The sequence below is a fragment of the Geothermobacter hydrogeniphilus genome (genome assembly GCF_002898515.1).
Taxonomy (GTDB): domain Bacteria; phylum Desulfobacterota; class Desulfuromonadia; order Desulfuromonadales; family Geothermobacteraceae; genus Geothermobacter_A.
In genome coordinates this window covers 1-20,013 of record NZ_PPFX01000038.1, presented here as the reverse complement: position 1 = coordinate 20,013, position 20,013 = coordinate 1, and the positions used below count along the sequence as shown (strand labels likewise).

General features: G+C 62.1%; 21 protein-coding genes. 16 read left to right on the top strand and 5 right to left on the bottom strand.

Translation table 11 applies throughout. The features are described from left to right. Window positions 1-85: 85 nt before the first annotated feature. Together C2E25_RS13895 and C2E25_RS13890 are read left to right on the top strand one after the other, a co-directional pair. A complete protein-coding gene (locus C2E25_RS13895) occupies window positions 86-577 on the top strand; it encodes an Hsp20/alpha crystallin family protein (protein WP_103116335.1) in 492 nt (163 codons plus the stop codon). Window positions 578-588: 11 nt separating this feature from the next. After that, a complete protein-coding gene (locus C2E25_RS13890; protein ID WP_103116334.1) occupies window positions 589-1,551 on the top strand; it encodes a zinc metalloprotease HtpX in 963 nt (320 codons plus the stop codon). Window positions 1,552-1,663: 112 nt separating this feature from the next. On the opposite strand, the gene C2E25_RS13885 is transcribed toward C2E25_RS13890, so the two are convergent. Further along, on the bottom strand, window positions 1,664-2,470 hold the full coding sequence (locus C2E25_RS13885) for a Rossmann-like domain-containing protein (protein WP_103116333.1): 807 nt from the start codon (window positions 2,468-2,470) through the stop codon (window positions 1,664-1,666). Between the two features lie 305 nt (window positions 2,471-2,775). Here C2E25_RS13885 and C2E25_RS13880 point away from each other — a divergent pair, with 305 nt between their 5' ends. Both C2E25_RS13880 and C2E25_RS13875 read left to right on the top strand, forming a co-directional pair. After that, window positions 2,776-3,705, top strand: a complete 930-nt coding sequence (locus tag C2E25_RS13880; protein WP_103116332.1) for a patatin-like phospholipase family protein — start codon at window positions 2,776-2,778, stop codon at window positions 3,703-3,705. A gap of 145 nt (window positions 3,706-3,850) precedes the next feature. Further along, complete coding sequence (locus C2E25_RS13875; protein ID WP_103116331.1) at window positions 3,851-4,465, top strand: nitroreductase family protein; 615 nt, start codon at window positions 3,851-3,853, stop codon at window positions 4,463-4,465. A gap of 164 nt (window positions 4,466-4,629) precedes the next feature. On the opposite strand, the gene C2E25_RS13870 is transcribed toward C2E25_RS13875, so the two are convergent. Further along, window positions 4,630-5,178, bottom strand: a complete 549-nt coding sequence (locus C2E25_RS13870) for a YaeQ family protein (RefSeq protein ID WP_103116330.1) — start codon at window positions 5,176-5,178, stop codon at window positions 4,630-4,632. A gap of 136 nt (window positions 5,179-5,314) precedes the next feature. Between C2E25_RS13870 and C2E25_RS13865 the strand changes: the two genes are divergently transcribed. From C2E25_RS13865 to C2E25_RS13830, 8 genes are all read left to right on the top strand, one after another. Continuing rightward, on the top strand, window positions 5,315-5,677 hold the full coding sequence (locus C2E25_RS13865) for a hypothetical protein (RefSeq protein WP_103116329.1): 363 nt from the start codon (window positions 5,315-5,317) through the stop codon (window positions 5,675-5,677). A gap of 249 nt (window positions 5,678-5,926) precedes the next feature. Beyond that, window positions 5,927-6,796 (top strand): branched-chain amino acid ABC transporter permease, encoded by an 870-nt coding sequence (locus tag C2E25_RS13860; protein WP_103116328.1) that lies wholly within the window; start codon window positions 5,927-5,929, stop codon window positions 6,794-6,796. Window positions 6,797-6,801: 5 nt separating this feature from the next. Then, window positions 6,802-8,625, top strand: a complete 1,824-nt coding sequence (locus C2E25_RS13855; RefSeq protein WP_103116327.1) for a thiamine pyrophosphate-dependent enzyme — start codon at window positions 6,802-6,804, stop codon at window positions 8,623-8,625. After that, window positions 8,622-9,128, top strand: a complete 507-nt coding sequence (locus tag C2E25_RS13850) for a 2-oxoacid:acceptor oxidoreductase family protein (RefSeq protein ID WP_103116326.1) — start codon at window positions 8,622-8,624, stop codon at window positions 9,126-9,128. Before C2E25_RS13855 ends, C2E25_RS13850 begins: the two co-directional genes overlap by 4 nt. Then, window positions 9,125-10,123, top strand: coding sequence for a branched-chain amino acid ABC transporter permease (locus C2E25_RS13845; protein WP_103116325.1), 999 nt, complete (start codon window positions 9,125-9,127; stop codon window positions 10,121-10,123). The genes C2E25_RS13850 and C2E25_RS13845 overlap by 4 nt, the downstream gene beginning before the upstream one ends. Further along, on the top strand, window positions 10,110-10,874 hold the full coding sequence (locus tag C2E25_RS13840) for an ABC transporter ATP-binding protein (protein ID WP_103116324.1): 765 nt from the start codon (window positions 10,110-10,112) through the stop codon (window positions 10,872-10,874). Before C2E25_RS13845 ends, C2E25_RS13840 begins: the two co-directional genes overlap by 14 nt. A 2-nt stretch (window positions 10,875-10,876) precedes the next feature. Then, window positions 10,877-12,967 (top strand): ATP-binding cassette domain-containing protein, encoded by a 2,091-nt coding sequence (locus C2E25_RS13835; protein ID WP_103116323.1) that lies wholly within the window; start codon window positions 10,877-10,879, stop codon window positions 12,965-12,967. A gap of 83 nt (window positions 12,968-13,050) precedes the next feature. After that, window positions 13,051-14,205 carry an ABC transporter substrate-binding protein gene (locus C2E25_RS13830; protein WP_103116322.1) on the top strand — a complete coding sequence of 385 codons (1,155 nt, stop codon included), beginning with the start codon at window positions 13,051-13,053 and terminating at the stop codon, window positions 14,203-14,205. Between the two features lie 112 nt (window positions 14,206-14,317). Here C2E25_RS13830 and C2E25_RS13825 read toward each other — a convergent pair whose 3' ends face one another. Then, on the bottom strand, window positions 14,318-15,109 hold the full coding sequence (locus C2E25_RS13825) for an N-acetylmuramoyl-L-alanine amidase-like domain-containing protein (RefSeq protein ID WP_103116321.1): 792 nt from the start codon (window positions 15,107-15,109) through the stop codon (window positions 14,318-14,320). A gap of 610 nt (window positions 15,110-15,719) precedes the next feature. Between C2E25_RS13825 and C2E25_RS13820 the strand changes: the two genes are divergently transcribed. The 4 genes from C2E25_RS13820 to C2E25_RS13805 are packed head-to-tail and all read left to right on the top strand — an operon-like array spanning window position 15,720 to window position 18,398. After that, the gene (locus tag C2E25_RS13820) at window positions 15,720-16,586 is read left to right on the top strand and encodes a S66 peptidase family protein (protein ID WP_103116320.1); all 867 of its coding nucleotides are present in this window, start codon (window positions 15,720-15,722) and stop codon (window positions 16,584-16,586) included. Continuing rightward, window positions 16,583-17,158, top strand: coding sequence for a nucleoside recognition domain-containing protein (locus tag C2E25_RS13815; protein ID WP_103116319.1), 576 nt, complete (start codon window positions 16,583-16,585; stop codon window positions 17,156-17,158). Before C2E25_RS13820 ends, C2E25_RS13815 begins: the two co-directional genes overlap by 4 nt. Then, window positions 17,155-17,685: a spore maturation protein gene (locus tag C2E25_RS13810; protein ID WP_103116318.1), complete on the top strand. Its 531-nt coding sequence runs from the start codon at window positions 17,155-17,157 to the stop codon at window positions 17,683-17,685. The genes C2E25_RS13815 and C2E25_RS13810 overlap by 4 nt, the downstream gene beginning before the upstream one ends. Then, window positions 17,685-18,398, top strand: a complete 714-nt coding sequence (locus tag C2E25_RS13805; RefSeq protein WP_103116317.1) for a class II glutamine amidotransferase — start codon at window positions 17,685-17,687, stop codon at window positions 18,396-18,398. Before C2E25_RS13810 ends, C2E25_RS13805 begins: the two co-directional genes overlap by 1 nt. Before the next feature lie 51 nt (window positions 18,399-18,449). Here C2E25_RS13805 and C2E25_RS13800 read toward each other — a convergent pair whose 3' ends face one another. Beyond that, window positions 18,450-18,992 carry a hypothetical protein gene (locus C2E25_RS13800; RefSeq protein WP_103116316.1) on the bottom strand — a complete coding sequence of 181 codons (543 nt, stop codon included), beginning with the start codon at window positions 18,990-18,992 and terminating at the stop codon, window positions 18,450-18,452. 128 nt (window positions 18,993-19,120) lie between these two features. Beyond that, window positions 19,121-19,930, bottom strand: coding sequence for an alpha/beta hydrolase (locus C2E25_RS13795; protein ID WP_103116315.1), 810 nt, complete (start codon window positions 19,928-19,930; stop codon window positions 19,121-19,123). Window positions 19,931-20,013: the final 83 nt, after the last annotated feature.

The window sequence follows — 20,013 nt, the reverse complement described above, 5'->3', positions numbered from 1 at the left end:
ATCCTGTCGCGGCGGCGAGCCCGCTTCCCCGGACGCCATCGGCTCCGGGTTCGTGACGACCAATACGGGAAAGGAGGTAACCACCATGACAACCTGGCATGAACTTCGTGAAGGAATGAGTCGCGCATGGGATTCCCTGAGCGAAGGCTGGCAGCATCTCTTTCAGCGCGCTTCCGGCGCCATGACCCGTTACCTGCCCCTTGGACACAAGGAAGAAACAGATGAATCACCGACCAACGGCCCGGGCTGGGGGGTGCTGGCTGCCGAAGTATCCGAAAGTCCAAAACAGGTACGGGTCCGACTTGAGGCCCCGGGACTCGACCCTGATGAAATCAATCTGCGGGTCGAGGGCAACATGCTGGTCGTAAGCGGCGAAAAGCACTACCAGAACGAACAGACGGCCGGCCGGTTCCACATTCGTGAATGTGCCTACGGGCGTTTTGAACGGGCCATTCCCCTGCCGACCGATGTCGACCCCGACGCGGCGACGGCCAGTTACCGGCGGGGCGTGTTGCAAATTGAACTGCCGCGCCGCAAGGGGACTCCCGGCAAACGGATTCCCGTCAAGTCGGCCTGAGGGCGAAGATCATGACACCGGTCACCATCGATCAGCACAACTGGCTGCGTCACACCTTCATCAACCGCCTGCAGACCCTGCTTCTGCTGCTCTTTATCAGCGGCTACCTGGCGTTGCTCGGTTGGCTGCTGTGGGGCGCCGACGGCGTCTTCTGGCTGTTGATCCTCGGCGGGCTGTGGGTCTTCTTTGCTCCGACCGCCTCGCCGCAACTGATCCTGCGCCTGACCCGCGCCCGCCCCCTGGCTTTTGCCGCGGCACCGGCTCTCTACCGTCGGGTCGAGGAGCTGGCCCGGCGGGCCGAACTGCCGCGGGTTCCCGCTCTCTACCTGATGCCCGGCGGTCTCGGCAACGCCTTTGCCGTCGGCAGCCGCGAGCAGGCCGTTATTGTGGTCACCGAGGGGTTGCTGCGGTGTCTTGACCAACGTGAGTTGACCGGCGTCCTGGCCCACGAAATCAGCCACATCCGTAACAACGATATCCGCGTCATGAGCCTGGCGATGGCGGCCGGCCAACTGACCGGCGCTCTCTCCACGATTGGCCAGGTCCTGCTGCTGGTCAACCTGCCGCTGCTGCTGGTCAGCGATCTGCACCTCAACTGGAGCGCGGTCCTGATCCTGCTTCTGGCCCCGACCGCCAGTTCCCTGGCCCAGCTCGGACTTTCCAGGGTGCGGGAATACGAAGCCGATCTTTCCGCGGCGACCCTTACCGGCGACCCAGACGGTCTCGCCCGCGCCCTGCTCAAAACCGAGCAGTTGCAGCAATACGGCTGGCGCCGATTGCTGATTCCCGGCGCGCGAATCCCCCAGTCTCCCCTCCTCCGCAGCCACCCGCCGACCAGCGAGCGGGTGCGTCGACTGCGGGAGTTGCGCGGGCAGGGATATGTCGACCGAGGCCATCCGGTCTTCTGCCGGGATCTTTATCCTGAATCGGTGAGTTCCTGTTGGGTGGAGAGTGCAAGTGCTTGGCCTGAATGAGATTTTCAAAAATCTGAAGCGCACCCATAGGTTCGCTGGTGATTTTGGGGAAGCTCGGGCAGATCAATGATTTGTGCTGTCCGTCGACAAGGGACTCACTGATTCGGGTTTATCAGCGAGGTTTCTGAAAACAGAGCTTGCGGGTCGCCTCGCCCCAGCGTTTACCTTCCTCGATCAGCTTCAACAGTAGAAAACCGTCATCGACATAGCGGCCGCCGAGCACATCCACCCCGCGCGCGAACAGGGGATCGGGAAAGTAGCCGGCGGTCGGCCCCAGCACCGAGATGTGCTCGGCCGAACGGCACTGCGCGAGAACCTCGTCAAGGGTGCCGTTGAGAACGGTGGTGCTGGTGCAGAGGATCTTGGTACAGGATTTCAGCTCCGTTATGTCCAGGGTGACGGGCAGGTTCGGGTAACGGTCAACCAGTTGTGGATTTTTTTCAACAATGACCAGCTCGGCCCCGCTACCGCGCAGATACTTGAGCAGGGGAGGAAAGAAGCCGACCATCCCGATCCGATCATGATCTTCGATCTCCATCAGCCCGATGGAATCGGCGGCCATTTCAGGGACGCCGTCGGTCAACCGCATCACCTGCTGGCAGATGGCATTGATGGCGGCCAGCCCCAGCATGTTCCGCACCGGGTCGGTGCCGCCGAAGGCTTCCGCGTACCGCTCGGGACGGGTGCCGACAAAGGCCTGCGGCGACAACCTCCGGTAGTCGTCCGCGCTGTCGTCGGGCAGCAGCAGGTAGCTCAGGCCGCCCGCCCCGCCCTCCAGCGCCATCGCCATGAACCGGCAGGTATCACACTCCTGCTCTCCGGGCTGAAAAGGGGGCAGAACGATGCCGGCGATTTTCGGGATGGAATGGTCCGCGGCCAGCGCCAAGGCCATATCCCGGATTTCTGTCATGATACTCATGAACGCACCTCCCGTCACGGTTTCAGGTTGAGCAACGAACTCGCGTTTACAATAGTCAAGCCATGTGTCAAACTCAACGTCCTTCAAAAGCAATATAACCTGAATCAGTGAGTACCTGTTGGATGGAGAGTGCAAGTGCTTGGTCTGAATGAGTTTCCCAAAAATCTGAAGCGCACCCACAGGTTCGCTGGTGATTTTTGGGAAGCTCAGGCAGATCAATGAGTTGTGCTATACGCCGACAAGATACTCACTGATTCAGGAATAACACACTTTCCGGGCGTTTTTGCCTGTGCCGGAGCAAACGAATGGCAAAAAAATTCAAGATCGGACTGGCACTGGGAGGAGGAGCGGCGCGCGCCTTTTCCCACATCGGCGTCATCGCCGGGCTGGTCCGGCACGGCGTCGACATCGATATTATCACCGGCACCAGCATGGGAGCGATTATCGGCGGCATGTACGCCTCGAACCCCGATGTCAAGGCTCTGCGGGAACGTTTCGCTTCCTACCTTGAAAGCGAAGAGTTCTCCAGGGCCGGGTTCGATTTCTTCCGGGAACTCGACTCCCACGGCGAAGGCATCCTGTTTGAAGTGGCCAAGCTGGCGCGCCGTGGTGTATTCAACGCCCTGATGGTCACCCAGACGGCGCTGGTCAAGACCGAAACCGCCGAAAGCAGTTATGCCTTCCTGCTCGACGATATCCGCATCGAGCAGACCCGCGTCCCCTTTGCCGCCGTCACCCTCGACCTGGTCAGCGGCCGGCCGGAGGTGCTTGACAAGGGTCCCCTGCGCCAGGCGGTCGCGGCATCCTGCGCCATGCCGGGAGTGCTCGAACCGGTCGCACTGGATGGACGACAGCTGGTCGACGGCGGCTGGGCCGAAACCATCCCCTCCAAGGCCGCCCGCCAACTCGGCGCCGACTTTGTCATCGCCATCGACGCCGGTGGTGTGCCGCGCCCCTTCAGCACGCCGCGCAACGCCATCGACGTCATCTCCCGCGCCGACGCCCTGGTCCGCAACGCCCTCACCCGCGAACAGCTCAGGCGGGCCAATATCGTCCTCTGCCCCAAAAACGGCGTCGAACACTGGGCTGATTTTTCGCAGGCCGAGGAGGCGATCGTGCGCGGCGAGCAGGAGGTGGAGCAACAGATAGACTTCATCCGGCAGGAAATCCAGAAAGCCCGCAGGAAAAGCTGGATGCCGCGGATCGCGCTGCCCCATCTGCGAAAATCGAGCTGACCACGCGCCCGGTGATCGCCCGGTCCCAGGTCGGTCTCCCATTGCGGGAAGACATCTGCGAATCAGGGACTATACTGTTTGAACAGTTGAATTCAACACCGGGGAACGCCCGATCAGCCCCGGCCACCTGTTCAAGGAGATTGCCATGGATACCTTTGACGCCATCTATCAGCGTCGCGCCATCAAGCATTTCGACCCGACCCACCGGATGACCCGCGAAGAAGAACTCAAACTGCTGCAGGCCGCGATCCAGGCGCCGACCAGCTTCAACATCCAGCACTGGCGCTTTGTTCTGGTGCGTGATCCGGCCCTGCGACGGAAGATCCGCGACGAGTTCGGCAACGACCAGGCGCAGATCACCGATGCCTCGTTGCTGATCATCATGACCGCCGACCTGCTGGCCTGGAAGAAGGACCCCCTCCGCTACTGGCAGAACGCCCCGCCGGAGGTCTGCGAAATACTGGTCAACTGGATGGGCCCCTTCCACGAAGGGCGCGAATGGCTGCAGCGCGACGAGGCTCAGCGCTCCATCGGCATTGCCATGCAGACCATCATGCTGGCCGCCAAAGCGATGGGGTACGACAGCTGTCCGATGATCGGCTTCGACATCAAGAAGGTGGCCGAACTGATCAACCTGCCTGCCGATCATGTCATGGGACCGATGATCGCTATCGGTCAAAAGGTCAAGGATTCCTGGCCGAAACCGGGCCAACTGCCCCTCGCAGAGCTGGTGGTGGAAAATTCTTTCCTGAATCAGTGAGTTCCTGTTGGATGGAAAGTGCAAGTGCTCGGTCTGAATGAGATTTTCAAAAATCTGAAGCGCACCCATAGGTTCGCTGGTGATTTTTGGGAAGCTCAGGCAGATTAATGACTTGTGCTGTCCGCCGACAAGGGACGCACTGATTCAGGTCTTTTTGAGCTGAATCAGTGCGCAGCCTGCTTGCGCGGCCGCGGGGAGATGGCGAGGGTCTCCGATTCATTGCTCAGCCATATCCCACCGTCCTGGATGCTGACCTGCAGTTGCATGCCGCGCGCGGCCAGCGCGGCCAGCGCCTGTGTCGCCTCGGCTGGCAGCTCGATCACCGCCAGGTTGGCGTAACGCTGCAGGGCGGCCTGGTTGCGCTGCCACCAGAGATCGACGGCACGGCCGCCATAGCAGTAGAGGACAACCTTGTCCGCCCGCCCGCAGGCTTTGCGCAGCCGACGTTCGTCCGGCAGGCCGACCTCGATCCACAGTTCGATCTCCCCGGTCAGGCTTTTCAGCCACAGGGCCGGCTCATCATCGACGCACAATCCCCGGGTAAATTCAAGCCGCTCATCGGCATGGAGAGCAAAAGCCAGCAGCCGCGCCATCATCCGTTCGTCGGTTTCGGAAGGATGGCGCGCCAGGGTCAGTGGGTACTCGGCGTAATGATTGCGGTCCATATCAGAGATGGAGAGGGATACTTTAAAGATGGTGGCGGTCAGGGCCATCGGGACTCCTTTTTCAGAGGGTCTCACTTGCACGGGGACTCTACCACAGCACCACATCCACCATCCGCGGTACAATGGAAACAAACGAAAGCCGGGCGAAATGTCGGTTCTTTATCTCTACCGTGGAGGTACTGCGATGAAAAACATCACGCCGCTGTTACTGGCATTGCTGCTTACGGCCTGCTCCGGGGGCAGTTACCTGACCTGGCAGCATCCGTCAGGACTGGGGGAGAAAGAACGCCTGCAGGCCGAGAGAACCTGCGACGAGATCGTCCAGGACGAAACCTGGCACAGCGTCGATTATCCACCCTATTACGGCAGATACTACAACCGGCCCTACTACTATGGCTACCCCTTTGCCTACCGCCACAGCTTCGGCTACAGCTACTACGACTATCCGGGCTACGTCAGGGCCGCCCGAAGCGCCTTCCGCGTCTGCATGCGGGCCAAGGGCTGGCAGCAGGTTGAAAAACAGCGGGCGGGCGAAGCCATCCATTGATTGCAGTCCGTTTGAACATGATCTCCCGGGGCAACAGACCCCATTGATGCCGCAGAAAAATGACGCCGCTGGAGGTTTGTTGAAGCGAAAAGACCTTCACCCGCTGAACAATCCCGCGACAAACAGAGGGTTGTTTTCTTGACCTTCCAATCCGTGTACCCTACCCTAGCCCTTTTACAGGCCTGAATCAGTAAGTCCCTTGTCGGTGGACAGCACAAGCCACTGATTCAGGACAGGGAGAAAATCTCCGTGCACACCACCCAGGACCTGCTGCAATTCATCTTCTCCGGCCTCACCAGTGGGGCGGTCTACGCCCTGATCGCACTCGGGTTCTGTGTTGTCAGCAACACCATGGGGATTGTCAATTTCGTCCAGGTCGATTTCGTTTCGCTCGGCGGCATGCTGATGTTCTCGGCCCTGTTTGCCGCCGGGTTGCCGATGGTGCCGGGTCTGCTGCTGGCGGTGACCGGGGTGGCACTGCTGGCGATGCTGGTCGAACGGGTCGGCCTGCGGCCGGCGCGCTCCGACCATCACCTGGTGCTGATTTTCCTGACCGTCGGCCTGTCGATTATCCTGCGCGGGGTCATGAAGCTGATCTGGGGCAAAAACCGCATGGCCCTGCCCCCGTTGACCCCGGATGAACCAATCAGCATCCTCGGAGCGACGGTTCTTCCCCAGGCCCTGTGGCTGCTGCTGCTGACCTGTGTCGCCATCGGCCTGCTGACCTGGTTTTTTTACCGCACCTCGCTGGGGCTGTCGATGCGCGCCGTCGCCAGCAACCCGACCGCCGCTGCGGTGGTCGGCATCCCGCCGGGGAGGATCAGGATGACCAGCTACGCGCTGGCCGGCGCCCTCGGCGGTCTGGCCGGCGTGCTGGTCACACCGATCACCACCCTCAGCTACGATGTCGGCGTACTGCTCGGATTGAAGGGATTCGCCGCCGCCATCCTCGGCGGGTTCGGCTCCTTCCCCGGGGCCATTCTCGGCGGCGTCGGCCTCGGGCTGCTGGAATCGCTGTCAGCCGGCTACCTGTCGAGCGCCTACAAGGACGTGGTGGCCTTCGTCGTGCTGCTGCTGGTGCTGTTTATCCGCCCGAAAGGGCTGTTGGGGAGGTCATAACCAAGATGAAACAACAGATCGAACTGCTGATGGGCAACGAAGCCATCGGCCGGGGGCTGATCGAAGCCGGCTGCCAGATCGCCGCCGCCTATCCCGGCACCCCGTCAACCGAGATCCTGCAGGCGGTCATCGATCACCGGGAGCAGGCCGCGGAGCCACTGCACATCGAATGGTCGGTGAATGAGAAGATTGCCTTCGAGGTCGCCCTGGCTGCCAGCTATACCGGCAAGCGCTCGGTAGCGGTGATGAAACAGGTCGGCCTCAACGTCGCCGCCGACCCCTTCATGCGCACCGCCTACCTGGGCGTCAAGGGCGGGATGCTGACCATCGTCGCCGACGACCCCGGCCCGCACAGTTCGCAGAATGAGCAGGATACCCGCCTCTTCTGCCTGCAGGCCCGGGTCCCGGTCCTCGACCCCGCCAGCCCGGCTGAAGCAAAAGAACTGGTACCGCAGGCCTTTGAGCTGTCGGAAAAGTATGAAATGAACCTGGTGCTGCGGCCGACCACCCGCATCTGCCATTCACGCCAGAATGTTGAGCGGCAGAAGCCACTCAAACTGGAGCGTGGCGCCAACTTTGAGAAAGATCCGACCCGCTGGGCGGCGACCCCGGCCTTTCTCCCCCCGCTGCACCGCAGGCTCAACGCCAACCTGGAGAAAATCGCCCGCGAACCGGGGCTGCAGCCACGCCTGACGAAGGGGGACGGTAGCCGGCCGCGCGTCGCGCTGGTCGCTTCAGGGATCGCCTACGCTCACCTGGTCGACCTGCTGGACGAACTGAACCTGAACGGCCGGGTCGACCTTTTCCAGGTGCTGATGCCCTACCCGCTCAATCCCGAGTTCAGCGCCCGGTTGCGGCGGGACTACAGCCGGGTGCTGGTGCTGGAAGAAACCTACCCGGTCATCGAGCTGCAACTCGCCCACCCCGGCACGGTCGGCAAGCAGGGCGGCGCCGTTCCGCGCGAGGGGGAGCTGACCCCGGACATCATTCACCGGGTTCTGGCCGAGTTTCTCGACCTGCCCGCGCCGCCGGAGCTGCCGGCGCAAAAGCGCGGTCAGCGCCCCTCGCTCTGCCCCGGCTGTCCACATCGCGCCGCGTTCTACAGCATCAGGCAGTGTTTTCCCAAGGGCATCTTTCCTTCGGATATCGGCTGCTACACCCTGGGGCTGAACCTGGGCGCGGTCGATACCGTTCACTGCATGGGGGCCTGCATCAGCCAGGGAGTCGGCTTCTACCAGTCATATGCCCAGGACGGCGAATTTCCGACCATTGTCGTCACCATCGGCGACTCGACCTTCTTCCATGCCGGCATCCCGGCGCTGATCAACGCCGTGATCCAGCAGGCACGCATCATCGTCGTGATCCTCGACAACGCCACCACCGCCATGACCGGCGGTCAGCCGGTACCGCACCTGGGCCTCGCCGCGGACGGCCGAAAGACCCGGGCGGTGGCCATCGAACCCCTGGTCAGGGCCAGCGGGGTCGATTTCCTGGAAATCTGCGACCCCTACGACAAGCCGCGTCTCGAACAGCTGCTCAGGCAGGCCGACAGCTACATTCGCAGTGACCGGGGCGGCGTGGCGGTGCTGATCTCGCGGCATGGCTGCATCATGGACCCCGCGGTCCGCAAGGCCCAGCCGAGCTGGCAAGTGAGCATCAAAGAGAGCTGCGTGGGCTGCCGCAGATGCGTCGACGCCTTTGAATGCCCGGCGTTGTCGATGGACAGCGAACAGAATATCGCCCGGGTCAACCCGGACCGCTGCATCGGCTGCGGCACCTGCATTCCGGTCTGCCCGGTCGACGCGATCATCAGGGAGGGGGAGGAATGAAACAGCAGATCATCGTCAGCGGCATCGGCGGCCAGGGGGTGCTGTTCCTGACCCGGGTCATCGCCCAGGCGGCTGTCAATCGGGGCCTCCCGGTGCTGACCTCCGAAACCCACGGCATGGCCCAGCGCGGCGGCACCGTCCTCTCGACCATCAAGGTCGGCAACTTCGCCAGTCCGCTGATCCGCGCCGGGCAGGCGGACCTGGGTCTGCTGCTGTGGGAGGAGAACCTGTCGGTTCACCGGGCGCTGCTCAAGCCGGAGGGCAGGCTCTATCTCAACGCCGCCAGCGCGGGGCCGGGAGACCGGATCGACGCCTCGGCGATCGCCCGCGATCTGGGCAACGCGGTGCTGGCCAACCTGGTGCTGCTCGGGCTGGCGGTCAGGCAGCAGGCGCTGTTCTGCAGTGTCGAAGAATGTGAAACGGCGATCCGGCAGCTGGCGCCGCGGAAATTTGTCCGGCAGAACCTTGAAGCGTTTCATCAGGGATTGAATCGCAACCAATGACCGCCAAAGAGAAAATTCTCTATTTTATCTACCTGCATCGTACCGGCCTGACGGTCACCGGCCTGACCCTGGCGCTGGTTCTGTTCCCGCTGTTTGAAGACAACCCCTACACCCTCGGTCTGACCAACCTGATTGCCATCTACGTAATCATCGTCGTCGGGCTCAACCTGTTCATCGGCTACGCCGGGCAGATTTCGCTGGGCCACGCGGCCTTCTTCGGCCTCGGCGCCTACGGTTCGGCGATTGCGACCGTGACCTTCGGCCTGCCCGCCTGGCCGGCCATGGCCGGCGTGGCGCTGCTGGTCGCCCTGGTGGCGCTGCTGGTCGGGGTTCCGACCCTGCGCCTCAGTGGCCACTACCTGGCCATGGCCACCCTCGGCGGCAACATCGTCGTCCACACCGTCATGCTGCAGTGGGACCAGGTCACCGGCGGCCCGAGCGGTTTTCCCGGCATCCCCTTCCTGAGCATCGGCGGTTTTGTCTTCGATGATGAAGTCCGCCTGCACTACCTGCTCTGGAGTTTTGCCCTGCTGGCGCTGCTGCTGGCCCTGAACCTGGTGCGCAGCGGGGTCGGTCGCGGCCTGGCGGCGCTGGCCGGGGATGAAACGGCCGCCGCCGCGCTGGGTGTCGATACCCGGCGCGCCAAGATCAAGGTCTTTGTCCTCTCGGCGGTCTTCGCCTCGATTGCCGGCAGCCTGTTTGCCCATTGCTACAGTTTCATCAGCCCCGATTCCTTCGACATTTTCGCCTCGACCGACCTGGCGATCATGGTCGTGGTCGGCGGCATGGGATCAATCTGGGGATCGCTGATCGGCGCCGGATTGCTGACCCTGCTGCCGGAATGGATCGATGTCTTTGAAAACTACAAGGATCTTGTTCACGGCCTGGTGCTGGTCCTGATCCTGATGTTTCTGCCCCGCGGCCTGATGACCGGGCTGTATGAAATGATCAGAAATCGATGGGTTCTGAAGGGACAGAAAAATGCTGCATCTTGACGAGGTCAGCAAAAAATTCGGCGGTCTGCCGGCCCTCGACCGTGTCTGTTTTTCCGTGCCGCGCGGTCGGGTGACAGCCCTGATCGGCCCGAACGGCGCGGGAAAAAGCACCCTGATCAACTGTGTCACCGGGGTTCTGGAGCCGACCTCGGGGTCGATCCGCTTTGCTGCACAGCAGCTGGTGGGGCGACCGCCGCATGCCATTGCCCGCCTCGGCATCGCCCGCACCTTTCAGAACCTGAAACTCTTTCCGCGTCTCTCGGTGCTCGACAATGTCCTTACCGGCCTGACCTGCGAGGCAGGCCGCTCGCTGACCATGGCGATGCTGCGACTGCCCTACCTGCGGCATCGTGAACGCCAGCTGAAACTGCGCGCCCTTGAGGCCCTCGACCGCTTCGGCCTGGCCGACAAGGCCCGGTTGCCGGTCGCGGTGCTGGCTTACGGTGACAAGAAACGGGTCGAACTGGCGCGCGCCTGCGTTGCCGAACCGCAACTGGTGCTGCTCGATGAGCCGGTCGCCGGCCTCAATGCCGACGAGACCGCCGCCATCGGCGAGCAGCTGAAGCGACTGCGCGGCGCCGGTCAGACCCTGCTGCTGGTCGAACACGACATGGAGCTGGTGATGGGGATCGCCGACCAGGTCGTGGTCCTCGACAGCGGACGCTGCATCGCCCGCGGCACCCCGGATGAGGTCCGCAGCAACCCGCTGGTACTGGAAGCCTACCTCGGGCAGATGGAGGCGACGGCCTGAAGATGCTCAGGATTGAAAACCTCAACGCCCATTACGGCGCCGCCCAGGCGCTGTTCGACATCGACCTGGAGATGGCGGCGGGAGAAACCCTGGCACTGGTCGGCGCCAACGGGGCCGGCAAGAGTACCCTGCTCAAGTGCATCATGGGCCTTCTCTGCCCGAGCGGGGGACGCATCCTGCTCGACAGCAGGGATGTCACTGCCTGCAGCCCGGCGCAGATGGTGCGCAACGGCCTGGCCCTCTCCCCGGAAGGCCGCGAGGTCTTTCCCGATCTCAGCGTGCGGGAAAACCTGGAACTCGGCGCCCTGGTGCAGAAACCGGGCAGAAAAGAGCTGCGGGCCCGCTGCGACGAAATCTACCAGCGCTTCCCCAAATTGGGTGAGCGCCGGGAGCAGCCGGCCGGCACTCTCTCCGGCGGCGAGCAGCAGATGCTGGCGATGGGCCGGGCGCTGATGGCCCGACCGAAACTGCTGCTGCTCGACGAACCGAGCCTCGGCCTGGCGCCATTGATGACCGACGAGATCTTTGCCATTATTCACCAACTGTCCCGCGCGGGCACCAGCATCCTGCTGGTCGAGCAGAACGCCGCCCGCGCCCTGTCGGCGGCAGACAACGCCTGCCTGCTGGCCAACGGCCGGGTGATCGAAAAAGGGGCTGCCCGCGAACTGCTGGGCGACCCGGTTTTGCGCGCGGCCTTCCTCGGCTCCGCCAGCAACAGCAATCCGGCCGCCAGCCGCCTGGGGGCGGCCGGCCTGACCAATATCCGTCTGGAGAAACCTGATATGCGCCAACAGAATTTCATGCCGGAGTTTAACTCGGAAGAAGAACTCAAGGACCACCAGCTGCGCGGCCTGCAGTGGACCGTCCGCCACGCCTTTGAGGGCAGCGCCTTTTATCGAAACAGACTCGATCAGGCCGGGATAACCCCGGACAGCATCCAATCCCTCGATGACCTGCGGCGGCTGCCCTTCACCACCGCCGACGACCTGCGTGAAGGCTACCCCTTCCCCCTGCGCTCGGTGCCCTTTGAACAGGTCGTACGTGTCCATGCCAGCTCCGGCACCACCGGCAAACGCAAAGTGCTGTGCTACACCCAGAAGGACCTTGATGACTGGACCCGGTTCTTCGCCCGCTGCTACCAGATGGCCGGGGTGACGCCCCTCGACCGGGTACAGATCGCGGTCGGCTACGGCGTCTGGACGGCGGGGATGGGCTTTCAGCTCGGCTGTGAAAAGGTCGGCGCCCTGGCGGTGCCGGTCGGTCCCGGCAATATCGATATGCAGATCCAGTTCCTGCTCGATTTCCAGTCGACGGTCTTCTGCTCCACCGCCTCGATGGCGCTGCTGATGGCCGAAGAGATTCACCATCGCGGCATCGCCGACAAGATCGCGGTCAACAAGATCATCTACGGCTCCGAACGCTCCAGCCGTTCGATGCGCCGCAAGATCTCCGAACTGTTCGGCGGGGCCGAGCTGTTTGACATCACCGGCCTGACCGAGCTCTATGGCCCGGGCACCGGGATCGAGTGCGGCGAGCATGACTGCATCCACTACTGGGGAGATTACTACATCCTCGAAATCCTTGACCCCGAGACCCTGCAGCCGGTCCCGGAGGGCGAATGGGGCGAAATGGTGGTCACCACCCTGGCCAAGGAGGGCGCGCCGCTGATCCGCTACCGGACCCGCGACATCACCCGTATCATCCCCGGCAGGTGCGCCTGCGGTTCCCTGCTGCCCAGACATTCGCGGATCAAGGGCCGCTCCGACGACACGATCAAATTCCGCGGCGTCAACATCTACCCCTCAAGCATCGACACCATCCTCTCCGCGGTCCCCGGCCTGGGGTCGGAATACCAGATCCACCTGACCCGCGGTGAAAGTTCGGGACGCGACCATATGCGCCTGGTCGTCGAACGAGCCGAGGGGGTCAGCCGGGAGCGGGGCGCGGAACTGATCCACGAGGCCGTCCACCAGATCAAGAAACAGCTGCTGGTCTCGGTGGATATTGAGCTGGTCGACTACGGGGAGCTGCCGCGCTCGGAACGAAAAAGCCGGCGGGTGTTTGATACCCGGATTCAGGATGAGATTGTTTAACCCGCGTGACTGGGCTATGGTGGAGGCGGCCCGGCTGTGTACCGGCCCGCGTGGTTTGAAATTTTCTGCAAAGGAGATCTGCAATGAAAAGAATGATGGGAGTTCTGATCACTCTGCTGTTGACGGCAACGCCGCTGCTGGCCGCCGACAGCATCAAGATCGGCGCCTTCTTCGACCAGTCCGGGCGCGCCGCCTTCATCGGCACCCCGACCAAGCTGGTCGCCGAGATGGTGGTCGACAAGATCAACGCCGAGGGCGGCATCAACGGCAAAAAGCTGCAGCTGGTCCTCGCCGACACTGAAGCAAACCCGACCAAGGCGACATCCATCGCCAGGAAATTCATCTACAAGGAGCATGTCAAGGCGATCATCGGACCGACCCTGACCGACACCGGCATGAGTGTCAAAAAGGTTGTCCATAAAGGCCGGGTGCCGATCTTCATGACCGTGGGCGGAGATCCGGTGATCATGGGCGGCGACCGCTTCGGACCTTTTGACTGGGTGTTCAAATCCCCCCAGCGCTCCAGTATCGCCGTCGAGCGCCTGTTCATCTACCTGAAGGAAAAGGGCCTGACCCGGGTGGCTCTGCTGAACGCCGCCGACGGCTTCGGCAAGGACGGCGCCCGCTGGATGAAGAAGCTGGCCCCTGAGTACGGCATCGAGATTGTCAGCCAGGAATCCTTCGGCACCCGCGATACCGATATGACCTCCCAGTTGACCAAGGCCCGCAACGCCAACCCCCAGGCGCTGATCGCCTGGACCATCGGGCCGGCCGGGTCGATCATCGCCAAAAACAAGGTCCAGCTCGGCATCGACCTGCCGCTCTTCCAGTGCCACGGCCTGCCCGACCCGAAATATATCGAACTGGCCGGCAAGGCCAGCGAAGGGGACCGGATGCCGGCGACCAAGCTGATGGTGGTGAACGAGCTGCCTGACAGCGATCCGCAAAAACCGGTCATCCAGGAGTTCATCCGCCTCTACAAGGAAAAGGGCTACGACAAGCAGTTCCCGATCAACACCCACTCCGGCTACGCCTGGGACGCGATCACCATCGTCGCCAATGCGATGAAGAAGGTCGGCACCGATCCCGAAAAGCTGCGCGCCGCGATTGAAAATACCAGGGGCTACGTCGGGATTTCCGGTACCTACAACATTACCCCGCAGGATCACAACGGCCTGGGCGTCGATTCGATGGTGATGGTCCAGGTCAAAAACGGCAAGTTCGTGCTGGCCGAATGAGCCGACGATCCGAAGCATGAAAAATTGAGAAAGCCGGTTCCCCGCAGCGGGAGCCGGCTTTTCCATTTCCGGGGGTGCTTCAAGGCCGCGGCTACCTCTCCGGCCGCCCACCCTACCTGGCGCGATAGACCACCAGCCCCGGTTTCCCCTGCAGGTACGCCGGCAGATCGACATCAACGACTCGCCTGACACCGTCGCGCGATGAGGCATGACGCAGCAGGAAACGCTCCCCCTCCTTCACCAGCAGCCCGGTATGGCTGACATCGAGGCCCGCCTTATCGCTGTAAATGCCGACATAATCGCCCGCCCGCAGGGCTGACAGGACGTTGCCGTCAATGCCGCTCGTAGGGATATAGACGATCTCCCGCCGCCTGACGGAAATCCCCGGCAGCCAACGACCACCGTCATCCTTGAGATTGAGCTGCTTAGTCACAACCCGGGATCTGCCCTGCCCCACGGTTGCGGTCACATCGACGATCTCCGTGTCAGCTCCGGCGACCCAGTCGCTGAAAAAGTGCCGACGGTTCTTATAGGCCACCTTGCCGACACGATAACGGACCTGTCGCAACTGTACGGGGAAATCGGCCGGGCCGGACGCGCGGCGCAGGGCTTCGACCGTGTCGAGGAAGGTAAAACAGTCGAACCCCGCCAGGTTGATGACCAGCCGCTCCGCGGTCCGCGGTCCGCCGACCAGGCTGTTCGCGACATAGGGGGTCGCGAGGAAGTGGCTGGAGAGGGCCACAATCTGCTCACCCGGCGACTCAAGCCGGTGTCCCGCCGTGATGATCCGCGCCAGTTCGGCGTCACTCCAGCGGCCGAGGTTAACCCGGTCCGCGGCCGGGGCCAGAGTGATCATCAGGAAGAATATGAGGAATGTCGGTTTAAGTATTTTAAAAAGAATCATTTCAATCCATGGTGACGCGACTAAGCCCGTTTGGCAAGGGTTATGACGTAAGCCATCGTCCAATCAGGTTTTTTGTGCCTTTGCTTTTGACCTACGCTTTTCGTCCCATGGTGCAGCGCCGGGAGCGGTTGGATTAAAACCGATCAGCCGCACGAACTGTCTGAGCGCAGCGAGTTTTCGTGCGGCCGGTTTTCATCCAGCCGCTCACGGGGACCTGCGCAGCAGGCGCGGAGAGTTGGGACCCGCCCTTTTCTGCTTCGTCTTTTGTGGCGAGACAAAAGATGAAGGTGGCGTGCGGGGCCACGACCCCGCGACTTTGGTTCTTAAAAACCAACCCGGCCGGGACACCCAGCTACCACCCCATTTTTCTTGATGTCTTGATAGCCAATTTTAAGTATGGTTAGAATCTGAATCCGTGAGTCCCTTGTCGGCGGATAGCACAAGTCATTGACCTGCCTGAGCTTTACAAAAATCACCAGCGAACCTATGGGTGCGCCTCAGATTTTTGAAAAACCCATTCAGGCCAAGCACTTGCACTCTCCATCCAACAGAAACCCACGGATTCAGGTAGAGGATGCAATCCAATGCCCTGCATGGAGGAGAGTTCCCCTTGAAGAACGTCTTCATCATCACCCCCAGCTACCTGATCCGGAAGAAGCGGGACTTTGCTGCCGGTATCAGCCAGCTCACCCGGCTCGGCTTCAACGTCGTCAATCCGCAATTCCCCGAAACTCTCCCCTCGTCGCGGGAGAAGGCCGAGCAGCTCCACGCGGCGTTCGCCGATCCGGAAATCGATATGCTCCTCGCCCTGCGCGGCGGCTACAGCGCGATGAAGACGCTGCAGCTGATCGACTTCGAGCTGATCGGCAGACACCCCAAGCTCATCGCCGGCTTCAGCGACCTGAGCGCCCTGCTCAATCCGATCTACGAGCGTACCGGTCTGGTGACCCTGCACGCGCCGATGCTGATCAACCTCGACGCGCCCACGCCCTTCACCCTGAAGTCGCTGCGCAACGCCGTCAACGGCTATCCGCAGAAGGACCTGTTCAAGGGAGCCCGCCTCACGGTCTATCAGCCAGGAGCCGCCACCGGGGTTCTGAAAGGGGGCAACCTGATCACCCTGACCGCCCTGATCGGCACCGACTGGGAGATCGACACGCGGGGTTCGATCCTGTTTTTCGAGGATGTCGATGAGAAGCTGCACGAGGTCGACCGCTACCTGACCCAGTGGATCCTGGCCGGCAGGTTTGCCGGGATCAGGGCGCTGATACTCGGCGATTTCCGCGGCATCCGCAGCCGGCGGGTCTACGAGATCCTGGCTTCGCAGATGGAGCTGGATTTCCCGGTGGTGCATTGCCCCAACATCGGCCACGTCGCCAACAAACTCACCCTGCCGATCGGCGCCGAGGTTGAGTTGGATACGGAGCGCGGGCAGCTGCTGATCCGCGACATGGCCTTCCCCGGAGGCAATCGATGAATGTCCTCTGGCTGGTCATGATCTGCGTCAGCATCGTTTTCGCCATTGTTACCGGACACCTGGAGGCGTTTACCAAATCGATTTTCGATGGCGCCAAGGCGGCGGTGGAAGTCTCGCTCTACCTGCTCGGCATCGTCTCGGTCTGGATGGGGATCACCCGCATTCTCGAGGACTCCGGACTGATCTACCGCATCGCCCACCTGTTCAAGCCGATTATCTGCCGCCTGTTCCTGAACATCCCCGGCGATCATCCCTCCATCACCGCCATCACTCTCAACGTGCTGGCCAACCTGTTCGGGCTCGGCAACGCCGCCACCCCGCTGGGAATCCAGGCGATGCAGGACCTCGACAGCCTCAACGAGGAGCAGGGAACCATCACCCCGGAGATGATGACCTTCATCGTCATCAACACCGCCAGCATTCAGCTGATCCCCTTCTCGGTGATCGGCATCCTCGCCGGCTACGGCAGCAGCAACCCGGCCGCGGTGGTCCTGCCGGTGCTGATCGCCACCGCCATCTCGACCCTGACGGCGCTGCTGGTCCTCGCCGCGTTCCGGAGGGTATTCCGATGATCAAGACGCTGGAATACCTCTCGCTGCTGATCATTCCGCTGTTCATCCTCTTCACGGTGCTGTACGGCTCTTTCAAGAAGGTCCGGGTCTACGACTCCTTCGTCGCCGGGGCCAAGGAAGGGCCGGCGATCATCCTGAAGATATTCCCCTACCTGCTGACCATCTTCGTCGCCATCAAGGGATTCCAGGCCTCGGGAGCCTTCGACGCGCTGCGGGACGCCTTCTACAGCCTGTTCGGTTTTCTCGAAATCCCCATCGAGGCGGTCTCGATGGCGATCATCAAGCCGCTCTCCGGCAGCGCTTCGACCGCCCTCTTCACCGACATCGTCCAGACCGCCGGACCCGACTCCCTGGCCACCCACATGTCGGCGGTCATCATGGGCAGCGCCGAAACCACCTTTTACGTGCTGGCCGTCTACCTCGGCGCCGTCGGCATCCGCAAAACCCGCTACCTGGTGCCGGTCTGCCTGGTGGCGGATTTCATCGGCATCGTGATCGCGATCATCGTGACCCGGTGGTTTTTCTGATGTGCAGAGTTCTGGGGATCACCAATTTCAATTACGCGAAGCACGCGCGGATCGTCGCCCGCTTCTGCCAACTCGCGCGGACCGGCATGGTAATGGCCGAAGACCCGCCCGGCCACGAGGACGGCTGGGGGCTGGCCTTCTACCGGAACGGTGAGCTGGTGGTGCGCAAGAGCGGCGCCAGCCTGCTCGACGAGACCGATCAGGTCATCGGCCTGCTGGAGAAAGCCCGGACCTCGCCGGTGATGATCCTGCACCTGCGCAAATCGGCCTGGACCAATACTTCCAGCACCCGCCACGCCCACCCGTTCTTCCTCGGCGACACGGTATTTTTTCACAACGGCGTGGTCTACGACTACCAGGGGCTGCTCCCCGACATCACCCTGCCGGGGCTCAGGGCTGATGCCCGTGACACGGAGGTCTTCTTCTATCACGTCATGAGCGGGACGACAGGGGACCTGGGGCGGGATTTTCTCGCGACGGCGGCATTGATCCGGCAGAAGCACAGGTTTTCGGCCCTGAACTGCCTGTTCAGCGACAGCCGCAAACTCTTCGCCTACCGGGATTACACCAGGGAACCAGACTACTACTCGCTCCACAAGGCTTACGCGGAAAACTCCTGCCTGGTTTCATCCGAGCCGCTGGATGACAACCTGAGGTGGGAGATGATGGCGCAGGGGGAATTTCTGGCGATCGATCCGGGCGGCGGGGGCTGATGGCGCGTAAAATCATTCAGCCCCCGATACCTGCGGGTGCGGCTTCCTGGTTCAGTGATGATGGGACTCCTCGGCGCCCTGTGCCAGCCCGGGAAAGCGTTCTGTGGCAAATTTGCCGTGGCAGGAGACGCAGGCGGTGGTCATCTTGTAGAGGTAGAAGTTGACCACATCCGCGTTCTTCATCTCCGCCGCATGGGCCAGCATCCCCGCCGACGTGTGAAAATCCATGTCCATCTCGATGAACTGCTGCGGCAGCACCCGGTGCAGCTCCTCTTTCTGGGCCGCGGTCAGTTTCTGCTTGAGAATAAAGCTCGCCTTGATCTTCCGGCCGATATCGGTAACCTTGTCCCAGTCTCCGGCCGCGATTGCCGGAACCAGCTCCATCACCCCCTGCTGGATCAATCCCATCTCCTGGTTGAGCAGTGTCCGTAGTCCGGGGGAAAGCTGGACACCCTGAGAGGCCTGCGGCTTCATGTGGTGGGACTGCCCGCCACCGATTGTCGCGGCCTGTTCATGACCGGCGGCAAGGGCAAGGTGGGGGAAACAAAAGAGGACGGCAGCAATAACCAGGGACATTCGGTTCAGCAACGGCATGGGTTGACTCCTGACAAGGGTAGCAAGCGTTGATGTGTGACTTGAAGTTATAGCAGATAACAGCCAGGAACGACCGGATTATCGAGGGAGAGAAAGTGAATTTCTTAACAACGTCCCCCGGTTGTCGGTCAGCGTATTTCTGCCAGAAACTCACGCCACCAGTTCCGGTAGGCCTCTCCGCCGACCTCGTAGCTGTCGTTGTGCCCTGCCCCCGACAGGGAATGAAACCGTTTCGGCTGCGGCGCACGCTCGAACAGCTGCCGCCCCATCTGCTGGGGGACGATTTCATCCTCATCGCCATGCAGAATCATCAACGGCACCCTGAGATCGGATATCTTGCTCAGACTATCGTAACGGACATTCAGCAGCCAACCGCCGAGCAGCCAGAGCAGCGGTGAGTGATGCCTGCCCATCGCCCCGATGGAGGTGAAGGGCGATTCGAGAATCAGAGCTGCCGGAGGCTCCTCGAGAGCGAGCTGCAGAGCGACCGCAGCCCCTACGGAGCGCCCGAAATAGACCATCTGCTCCTGCTTCCAGCCCTTCTGCCGCAACCAGACAAGAGCGCCGCGCAGGTCGCTGTAGGTCCCCGCTTCGCTCAGCGTACCCGAACTACGCCCGTAACCGCGATAATCGAAGATGAAAACCGTCAGCCCCAGCTCACGCAGCAGCCGCAGATTGTCGACCCGGTGGGAGATGTTGCCGGCATTGCCGTGGCAGAAAACCAGCAGCGGCCTGCCCGGCTCTCCGGGAAGATACCAGCCGTGCAACGCGGTGCCGTCCGCAGCGGTGAAGAAGACATCCTCATACGCCAGCCCGACAGCGGCAGGAGTGATGACCAGCTCGGCGGTGGGAAAATAAACGAAGGAGCCCTCCAGCGCGGCACTGACCGGACCGGGGAGAAGGAGCGAGCCGAAGAGGATGGGGAGGAGCTGTTTCATTGGTATCCCGGACAACTGATGTTCAGCGTGCGGATTCCGATGAAATCGACCACCTAATCCGAAGGAAATCGTCCACCCGTTCC

What these genes read in the sequence shown, in the direction of transcription:
- C2E25_RS13890 (WP_103116334.1), top strand. Translation starts at nt 589, where the DNA reads ATGACACCGGTCACCATCGATCAGCACAACTGGCTGCGTCACACCTTC.
- C2E25_RS13825 (WP_103116321.1), bottom strand. Translation starts at nt 15,109, where the DNA reads ATGATTCTTTTTAAAATACTTAAACCGACATTCCTCATATTCTTCCTG.
- C2E25_RS13865 (WP_103116329.1), top strand. Translation starts at nt 5,315, where the DNA reads ATGAAAAACATCACGCCGCTGTTACTGGCATTGCTGCTTACGGCCTGC.
- C2E25_RS13880 (WP_103116332.1), top strand. Translation starts at nt 2,776, where the DNA reads ATGGCAAAAAAATTCAAGATCGGACTGGCACTGGGAGGAGGAGCGGCG.
- C2E25_RS13840 (WP_103116324.1), top strand. Translation starts at nt 10,110, where the DNA reads ATGCTGCATCTTGACGAGGTCAGCAAAAAATTCGGCGGTCTGCCGGCC.
- C2E25_RS13810 (WP_103116318.1), top strand. Translation starts at nt 17,155, where the DNA reads ATGATCAAGACGCTGGAATACCTCTCGCTGCTGATCATTCCGCTGTTC.
- C2E25_RS13830 (WP_103116322.1), top strand. Translation starts at nt 13,051, where the DNA reads ATGAAAAGAATGATGGGAGTTCTGATCACTCTGCTGTTGACGGCAACG.
- C2E25_RS13870 (WP_103116330.1), bottom strand. Translation starts at nt 5,178, where the DNA reads ATGGCCCTGACCGCCACCATCTTTAAAGTATCCCTCTCCATCTCTGAT.
- C2E25_RS13795 (WP_103116315.1), bottom strand. Translation starts at nt 19,930, where the DNA reads ATGAAACAGCTCCTCCCCATCCTCTTCGGCTCGCTCCTTCTCCCCGGT.
- C2E25_RS13835 (WP_103116323.1), top strand. Translation starts at nt 10,877, where the DNA reads ATGCTCAGGATTGAAAACCTCAACGCCCATTACGGCGCCGCCCAGGCG.
- C2E25_RS13850 (WP_103116326.1), top strand. Translation starts at nt 8,622, where the DNA reads ATGAAACAGCAGATCATCGTCAGCGGCATCGGCGGCCAGGGGGTGCTG.
- C2E25_RS13805 (WP_103116317.1), top strand. Translation starts at nt 17,685, where the DNA reads ATGTGCAGAGTTCTGGGGATCACCAATTTCAATTACGCGAAGCACGCG.
- C2E25_RS13875 (WP_103116331.1), top strand. Translation starts at nt 3,851, where the DNA reads ATGGATACCTTTGACGCCATCTATCAGCGTCGCGCCATCAAGCATTTC.
- C2E25_RS13845 (WP_103116325.1), top strand. Translation starts at nt 9,125, where the DNA reads ATGACCGCCAAAGAGAAAATTCTCTATTTTATCTACCTGCATCGTACC.
- C2E25_RS13800 (WP_103116316.1), bottom strand. Translation starts at nt 18,992, where the DNA reads ATGCCGTTGCTGAACCGAATGTCCCTGGTTATTGCTGCCGTCCTCTTT.
- C2E25_RS13885 (WP_103116333.1), bottom strand. Translation starts at nt 2,470, where the DNA reads ATGAGTATCATGACAGAAATCCGGGATATGGCCTTGGCGCTGGCCGCG.
- C2E25_RS13855 (WP_103116327.1), top strand. Translation starts at nt 6,802, where the DNA reads ATGAAACAACAGATCGAACTGCTGATGGGCAACGAAGCCATCGGCCGG.
- C2E25_RS13815 (WP_103116319.1), top strand. Translation starts at nt 16,583, where the DNA reads ATGAATGTCCTCTGGCTGGTCATGATCTGCGTCAGCATCGTTTTCGCC.
- C2E25_RS13895 (WP_103116335.1), top strand. Translation starts at nt 86, where the DNA reads ATGACAACCTGGCATGAACTTCGTGAAGGAATGAGTCGCGCATGGGAT.